Raw genomic sequence first — 7,664 nt, 5'->3', positions numbered from 1 at the left:
ACCAGGTTCGACATGGGTATGAGTGAAACACACAGGGTGATGGACCCCGGGTGGGTCCGGACGAGGGGAAAACGTTGAAACTGCGAACCACACGCGTGTTTACCGGATCGATGCTGACTGCCGCTGCACTGACTGCCGCATTGCTCTCCGGGGGGACTGCACAGGCCGATCCCGCATATCCGGCACCGGACCCGGACCCGTTCTATTCGCAAGCAGCGGCCGAGGGGACCGCCGGCACGCCGATCTCCGTGCGCCGGGCCCCTGACCTGATGACCTTTCCCGGCGTCGCGATCTGGCAGGTCAGTTACAGGTCCACGAACTCCGAGAACAAGCCTATTGCCGCGGTCAGCACGATCCTGGTCCCGCCGAATCAAGCACAAGACGGCCCGTTGCTCTCGTATCAGCACATCGTCAATGCACTCGGTACGGGATGTGCGCCGTCTCGCGCGCTTTACGCATCGGATCCCAACATCGTCATCCGTGAAGCGCCCATCCTCAACGTCGCGCTGCAACGTGGATGGACCATTGCCCTTCCCGACCATCTCGGACCCAACAGTGCGTACGGCGCCGCGCGCCTGGGCGGACAGATCACGCTCGACGGTATCCGCGCCGTTCAGAAAGTCCCCGAATTGCGTAGTGGCGCCAGCCCTGTCGGTATTGCCGGCTACTCCGGCGGCGGCATGGCCACCGCGTGGGCGGCCGCACTGGCCCCGAGCTACGCACCCGAGGTCAACCTTGTCGGTGTAGCCGAGGGCGGCGTCCCGATGAATCTGTCCAAGATGGCAAACGGCCTCGGACAGGATCCGCACCCGGCATTCGGCCTCGCCTTCGCCGCAGCCATGGGCCTCGAACGCGAGTATCCCGACCTACTGCCGCTGAGCAACCAACTCAACGACCTCGGACGGTCGATGCGGGCCGAACTCACCAACGCGTGCACCAACGACATCCTCAGGGTCGGTGCCGGGCGCAGTGCCTCTCAGGTGTCGACGTCGACATCCTTGCTGTCCAGCCCTGAAGTGCGAAAGGTGATGGACGACAACAGCGTCGAACTCTATCCGGGTGTGCCGACTGCCCCGGTGTTCGAATGGCACACGCCCGACGACGTTCTAATCCCCATCGATTCGGTGGTCAACACGATTTCGCGGTACTGCGCCGCCGGAGCCACGATTCAATCCCAACTGTTCCCCAGCCCGGACCACCTCACCACTGCGGTCCTCGGTCTGCCCACCGCATTCGAGTACCTACAGGACCGATTCGACGGAGTGCCGGCCCCGCGTTCGTGCTGAATGTCTCCGGAGTGACGTATCGAGCAGGCGCGGCACATGGCCAACTCGGTGTGCCCGTGGCATCGTTGATCGTATGAGCGACACGGATGACACCGGCGCGGCCGGCAATGGCGATTACAGTCTCGATCCCGACGACCAGCTTCAACCTGAAGACACTCTGATCGATCGAGGCGTCGACGACATTCTCGACGAGGGAATCTCACCACCGGAACGCCCACTGGGACTTGATGCCCACGGGTTGACCGGCAGCGAGGAATCAGCGGGGGAGACCCTCGACGAGCGCCTGGCCGAAGAAGAACCCGATCCGTACGCGTCGCTCGGAGATCCTTTGAAGGATCCCGCCGATGCCGACGAATTCGAACGGGAAGAAGAATTCCCGAACGGTGACGAAGTGGGTAACCGTCGGGTCGGGCGTCTCGTTGCCGAAGACGAGGGCAGATACGAGGACGAGGAAAGTGAACTCATTGCCGGAGACGTCGGAATCGACGGCGGCGCAGCGTCGGCAGAGGAAGCCGCGATGCATCTGATCGACGATTCAGAGGACTGAACGACCGCCTGACTGTTGTGGCTGTTGTAGCTGTTGATCGGTGAGAACGATGGAGTGGACGTGATTTCCACCCATTCTCTTGCTTTCGTACATCGCCGAATCGGCGAGGCGATGTAGATCGTGAACGCCACTTTCTGCTGCTTGTACGTCCGGCCAGGCGCCGTTGTGGATGGCTATGCCGATGCTTGTCGTCGAGATTGGTTCGCCTGTAGGGGAGTTCATGATGGGCGCGATCCGGGCCAGTAGATCGCCGACGTACGGCAACGGCATCATCTGAACGACGACGAACTCGTCACCGCCGATGCGCGCTATCGCCGCGTCCGATCTGGCCCAGTCGTGTAGTCGATAGGCCGTGCGCAGTATGACTCGGTCGCCGACGTCGTGACCGTAGGTGTCGTTGAAGTGTTTGAAATTGTCGATGTCGATCACCACCACCAGCAAGGACTGGTCGAGGCTGGATTTCGCTTGTAGTAATTCGGAAGTCCGCCGTGCGAGTCCGCGCCGATTCAGCAGGTCCGTCAACGGATCGAGTTCTGAGCTTTGAGCGTCGTTGCTCAGGAGCGCCAGAGCAATCTGCGTGACCACCGGTATGACAGTGATGACAGGAATGGCAAAGGCAATGCGTCCCAGGACGTCTGGAAGGCCAGAAGGTACATCGGTGAACACGCCGATGCTGGCAACAACGATGACCGCCCCGGAAAACAGCAGGTGCCACAGCTGAGTTCGAAGATTGTGAAAGAAGGCTATGTACGAGCCGACGAGCCCGAAGACGAGACATCCAAGCAATCTCTGATCCGGATTCGCCTCGGCCAGCACGATCACCGCAACAGCGAAGTCCCCGGCAACGACGAAGAAATACGACCTTTCACGGGTGGTCGCTATGACAGGCAAGGCAATTCCGCCGATCATCACAAGCACTGCGACGACGACGTCCAACGGAAATCCGATGGTCTGTACCGAATGAGTGCCCAGTCGCTTCAGCAGAATCGTGATACCCAGGAGGAAAACCAATACGCCGATGCCTATCCGAGTCGGCATGAGAATTCCGTTGTCGCGCAAGAATCGCGTGAATCGGTCAAACTGGTCTGGCACTGCGAGCCAGCGATGCACGACCTTGGGTGTGTCGCTCATCGCGGCCACTGACCATGAGAAGCGGCCGGTCGAATACAACACATGCGGCGATAGTAGTCCGTGGCGATGACAATGGAACTGAACTCGCCTCCAGCCTGTCAACCATAATACGTCACAGTGACGAATTGAGGTGGGGTAGCCGGAAGTCGGTGAGACGTGTTTATTGGCATCAATCCACATCAGAGCACTTATTGGTCGTTCCTGATGTCCAGGTCGCGCGGCGTAGCCGCAGTCGCCGGCGAGGCCAGGCGGTGATCGGCAGCAATTCAGCCGGCGATCGCGGAGTCGCAATAGTCGAGTCGCGCAAGCCGGTCGCAGATCTCGGACGGAAACGCAGGAAAGCCGGCAAATGTACCGGCAGACAGACATAGGTGGGCGGAAACAAGGAAGGTTGCACGAACAAGGCGTGAGCCGGATATCGCCAGGTCGAGAATTTGCCGATAATCTACATTATGTCAAGTAAAGGATATTCGAACGTCCCCCGTCAGCTTGTCCGCTAGCTTTACCCACATGGATTCCGTTGCACTCGTCCTCGGTTCACCACGTGGCCGTCGCTTCTGTGCGAACGTCGGTTACGCATGCCAGCAGAAATGTCCGAGCTCGAGATTCTGCACTGTCTTGCGTATGCCGTAGATTTTGCACGCTACTGGGAGCCGCCGGACGAAGAAGACCTGATCTTCGTCCGGCCGGATGTCGCAGCGGCGCTGCGACCGGTTGCCGAAGCACTACTCGACTCCCCACACACTGCCTGGTGGACCGAGCCGATCGACCGTCTGAACCAGAATCTGGTTGAAAAGCGAAACCCTATTTACGGCTGGTCGGACCTACCCTTGCGGATTTACCGTGCAGAGGACGGCCTCGAACAGTGGCGTGCTGAGGCACTCGACAACGAACGTCAGTTTCTGGAATACCAGATCGAAGATCCGGACCGTCACATCGGAGGCGAATGGTGGTCTATCCCGTTTGCCAACGGTACAACCGAAACAACCAGGGCCCGCGACGGTATCGGGGCGCTCGGGGTGTTTCTCGAAGAAGACAGCTCCTCGAACGAGGCGCGGGTGCAGCCGGTAAGGATCTACGGCGCGCCCCGGATCTACGAGATCACCGGTCCGCAGGACTGGGCGAATCTGGTCGATACCTATCCCCTGCCAGTGCCCGCTTCACGTCGCTCCGTGTGGTACGACACGACCGGTGAATACCGTGACTGGTTCATTCCGGACTGGGTTTCGGTCGCTGCAGATTACGACGCCGTGCACCTGACCATGATGGCTTATCTGACCACGCCAGGCATCGCGATCCCGTTGTCGGCCAACGCGGGGGCCACCGTGCTCGCCGGGTGGGATCCGGACGCCACCTTCTGGCTACGTAGCAACAACATCACCGTTGACGACGACCCGACGGGCTGACGTTCGGCTACACCGAGTTGAGCAGGTGCGGCCGCACTGCCAGCCACCGCGCGGTGTCCTCGATCCCCTGTTCCAGGGTGAATGTCGGAACCCACCCGAGTAGTCGCAACGCACGATCGTTCGACGCATAAGCGCCGGCAGTGTCACCGGTGCGTCGGCCGGCAGCGACCACGTCGATATCTTCGCCGAGCACGTTCTCGAATGTGTGTACCAGCTCCCACACCGTCGTCCCCCGCCCGCTGCCCAGATTGACCACAGTCATGCGTGATGAATCAGCGGTGACCCGGTCGAACCTTTCGAGTGCTCGAACATGAGCGTCTGCAAGGTCCCAGACATGAACGTAATCACGCACTCCGGATCCGTCGCGCGTCGGCCAATCCGTTCCCGTAACCCTGAAAGGCGTTCCTGTCGAATATGATTCGAACAGCTTTCCGAGTGCGTGGGTCGGGCGTGCCGATGGTGTACCACTTCGCAGATCCGGATCTGCCCCGACCGGGTTGAAGTAGCGTAGAGATATCGCCGATAATTCAGTGGCCGCCGCAATGTCGTCGAGCATCGTTTCGAACTGAGCCTTGCTGTGCGCATAGGGACTCTGCGGTGCGATCCCCCAACGTTCGTCGACACACCCACCGTCGCTCGGCGCATACACCGCCGCAGAGGAACTGAACAAGAAGCGCTCACACCCGTTCCGAAGGACACTCGATACCAGCGTCAGCGACTTGGATACGTTGTTCTCGTAGTACCGCGCCGGGCTACTCACGGAATCTCCGACCACGATCAAGGCCGCACAGTGAACTGTCGCATCGATATCGGAATGATCTGCGAATACCTTGTCGAGCAGTTTCTCGTCCGCGATGTCGCCGCAGTAGAACGGGAATCTGTGCGCAAATTCGGCGCGGCCGGTCAGCAGGTTGTCGAGAATCACGACATCGATCCCGGCGTCGACGCACTTCGACGCTACGGTGCTTCCGATGAATCCCGCTCCGCCCGTGATCAGTACTTTCACGCCGCTCCCCCGGCATCTTCGACGGCAGTCCTCGCACGACGGACGAAGTGGGACACGCGTGAGCGCGCCAAGTCCCATCCACGTAGGTCGCGCCCGTCCCGGATGGAAAGCCGATCACGGTCGAGAAAGAGCGGCACCATGACCAGATCGCGGTAGAGCGAGTGCAGGCGTGGGCGATCCGCCAACCACAGCGTCCATCGCCACCACCAATGCGCCGGGAAGGTCGTCATTCCGGTACTGACGCCGAAGATCGATTCCACCGCCGCCCAGTGGACGTTCACCGCCCGACGGACATCGCGTGGCAACTGGCGTCTGGAGAGCGTCACAGCGAGTTCCGGTTCGGAAGTGAGCAGGTACCCCACGTCGAAGACACTGTTCAACGACAAATCGGCTCGAATCAAGGCCCGATCGGCAAGCCGCGCGTGAGCGATGACGTGCAGCGTCACGTCGGCCATCGCAAGGCGGGATCCTTCCGCCTCCGAGCTGATTCCTCGGACCGCGGCCTCCCGGGTCAGCGCGTGACGGGCGAACCTCGGAAGTAAGTGCGAATGGATTTCGACGGAGCCATGACGGTCGTCGCGAAGGAGTGCCGGTTCCTGGTGATCGTCGTGATCGATGGAGTCGGAGTCCACTTCGTCGGGGCGGACCATTCGGTAGCCGAAATCGAGGATCGCGTCGTTGGCCGGAACGGCATGTGCAGGGTCGACGACCAAAAGGTCGATGTCCGTCATCCGTCGAGCTGCCGGGTTCGGCCAGATTCTTCGCTCGAGAAGGGCGGCACCCTTCAGTGCAACCGTCGGAAAGCCGTTGCTGTGTAACAACTCTTGCAGTTCCACTCGTTGCGCGTCGAGGTCCGAGATCCTTATGGTGTTTCGGTGATGGACAAGGCTCAGCGTCAATTCCGGACTCGATGCGGTGGCCGAGGATTCCGACAGCATTTCCGCGAAGCTCGCAGGTAGGACCGATGCGAAGCCGGCCTCGACCGCTCGGGAGGCGAGCAATGGCAATACCTTGTGCCTTACAGCGGCGTCGATGACTCTGGGCCAATCCTGCTGCGAACACAAGCGGATGACGTCGGCCCCACACTCGGGTTTCAACATGGAAATCAGGTACCGGGTGTCACGCATGACGCCACCAGTTCCTCCACGGTGTCGGCGCCGGTATCGCCGTGATGTCGAATCAGTCTGTAGCACGGGGCATTCGAGAGTAGAGCAGCGATGTTTCTCAGGGTCACTCCGTGATTGTCGGACCACAGTGCGGATTGCCCGGCCAGCGACTGTATCGCTTGGGATACGGGCATCGGAGCGAGTCGAGTCGGCGCCTCGTCCCATCCATCGAGGATCAGCACCAGATCGATTCCGCGAACCGCCGAGCTGACGTTTCGTTCAGCAGGCAAGGTTGACGGGTCCAACGCCCACACCGGCGGGGCGTACGGAAGATACAGCGAATCGTGCGCTTTGATCTCCGGGAGGACGTCGAACGTACCGGCTTTGAGGTGAACCCGCCGTGGTAAGCCCACAGCTTCGGTACCACGAATGAAGACGCCTTCGTCAGCACGCAGTTGTGCACCCCGCAGGGCAAGGGCGAGCGCCAAGGTGGTCTTGCCCGCCCCGGAATGCCCGGCGATCGCCACTCTCACACCGTTGCAGTCGACCAGAGCGGCGTGCAGGCGTGTCCACTGTCGGGCGTGCGCGGCCGTCATGACATCCCGGTGCACCGTGCGGTACACGCTCTCCGCGAGCTGGAGACCGTCCAGACCGATCAGCGTTTCAAGGCTGCCGCCGATGGTCGATTCGATGGTGACGTCCCAGCGACCGAATGTCGCTCGATTCCGCTGAATCCGAACTTCGACGTTGTTGTCCGCAGGCCACGGGCTGGCAATCCGATGCTCGACGACACCGACCTCGGGTATGCGGAAACCGCGCACAATCGCGTCAACCCAAAGGTAGTGCGCCCGGAATTGTGGTACGTGGTTGCCTGTCACGGAATTCTCACACCAGCAGACGAGAGGTGCTCAGCTGTCCGTACGTCTCGTTGACTACCGACTTCGCCTCGTCGTCAGGGATCTCGAGCACTTCTGCCACGGCCTGGACAATTTCGCTGACGGTCCGGCCGTCACACAGTTCCCACACCAACGTCGCGACCGGGTTGAGGTGATGGGCAACCTCGCTGGAGCTGTCGTACAGCACAACACCGTCGGTGAGATCGTTGCTCTCCACCGTCTGAGAGCGTTGCGGTCTCACACCTTCGAGTAGTTCGGTCAAGATATCTCCTTGATTCAGCGAATC

Annotated in this window: 8 protein-coding genes; 3 read left to right on the top strand and 5 right to left on the bottom strand. The window is 60.8% G+C overall.

Annotated features, from left to right (window positions below):
* Window positions 1-110: 110 nt before the first annotated feature.
* The gene (locus RHP72_RS15045; RefSeq protein ID WP_054827626.1) at window positions 111-1,286 is read left to right on the top strand and encodes a lipase family protein; all 1,176 of its coding nucleotides are present in this window, start codon (window positions 111-113) and stop codon (window positions 1,284-1,286) included.
* 73 nt (window positions 1,287-1,359) lie between these two features.
* Window positions 1,360-1,833 carry a DUF5709 domain-containing protein gene (locus tag RHP72_RS15040; protein ID WP_003945009.1) on the top strand — a complete coding sequence of 158 codons (474 nt, stop codon included), beginning with the start codon at window positions 1,360-1,362 and terminating at the stop codon, window positions 1,831-1,833.
* Here RHP72_RS15040 and RHP72_RS15035 read toward each other — a convergent pair.
* Window positions 1,822-2,871 carry a diguanylate cyclase gene (locus RHP72_RS15035; RefSeq protein WP_256082814.1) on the bottom strand — a complete coding sequence of 350 codons (1,050 nt, stop codon included), beginning with the start codon at window positions 2,869-2,871 and terminating at the stop codon, window positions 1,822-1,824. The two genes, RHP72_RS15040 and RHP72_RS15035, sit on opposite strands and share 12 nt — an antisense overlap.
* Before the next feature lie 671 nt (window positions 2,872-3,542).
* Between RHP72_RS15035 and RHP72_RS15030 the strand changes: the two genes are divergently transcribed.
* Window positions 3,543-4,370, top strand: coding sequence for a hypothetical protein (locus tag RHP72_RS15030; protein WP_256933198.1), 828 nt, complete (start codon window positions 3,543-3,545; stop codon window positions 4,368-4,370).
* Between the two features lie 7 nt (window positions 4,371-4,377).
* Here the strand turns inward: RHP72_RS15030 and galE are convergent, their stop codons facing one another.
* From galE to RHP72_RS15010, 4 genes are read right to left on the bottom strand one after another with little or no spacing between them, the layout of a single operon-like run.
* Window positions 4,378-5,376: a UDP-glucose 4-epimerase GalE gene (gene galE, locus RHP72_RS15025; protein ID WP_054781624.1), complete on the bottom strand. Its 999-nt coding sequence runs from the start codon at window positions 5,374-5,376 to the stop codon at window positions 4,378-4,380.
* Window positions 5,373-6,503: a nucleotidyltransferase family protein gene (locus RHP72_RS15020; protein ID WP_054781625.1), complete on the bottom strand. Its 1,131-nt coding sequence runs from the start codon at window positions 6,501-6,503 to the stop codon at window positions 5,373-5,375. Before RHP72_RS15020 ends, galE begins: the two co-directional genes overlap by 4 nt.
* Window positions 6,482-7,360 carry a hypothetical protein gene (locus RHP72_RS15015; RefSeq protein WP_230359874.1) on the bottom strand — a complete coding sequence of 293 codons (879 nt, stop codon included), beginning with the start codon at window positions 7,358-7,360 and terminating at the stop codon, window positions 6,482-6,484. Before RHP72_RS15015 ends, RHP72_RS15020 begins: the two co-directional genes overlap by 22 nt.
* A gap of 7 nt (window positions 7,361-7,367) precedes the next feature.
* On the bottom strand, window positions 7,368-7,640 hold the full coding sequence (locus RHP72_RS15010) for a PqqD family protein (RefSeq protein ID WP_007732082.1): 273 nt from the start codon (window positions 7,638-7,640) through the stop codon (window positions 7,368-7,370).
* Window positions 7,641-7,664: the final 24 nt, after the last annotated feature.

The sequence above is a fragment of the Rhodococcus sp. SG20037 genome, assembly GCF_031763325.1.
Lineage (GTDB): Bacteria > Actinomycetota > Actinomycetes > Mycobacteriales > Mycobacteriaceae > Rhodococcus_F > Rhodococcus_F qingshengii.
This window is presented reverse-complemented; position numbering and strand designations above follow the sequence as displayed.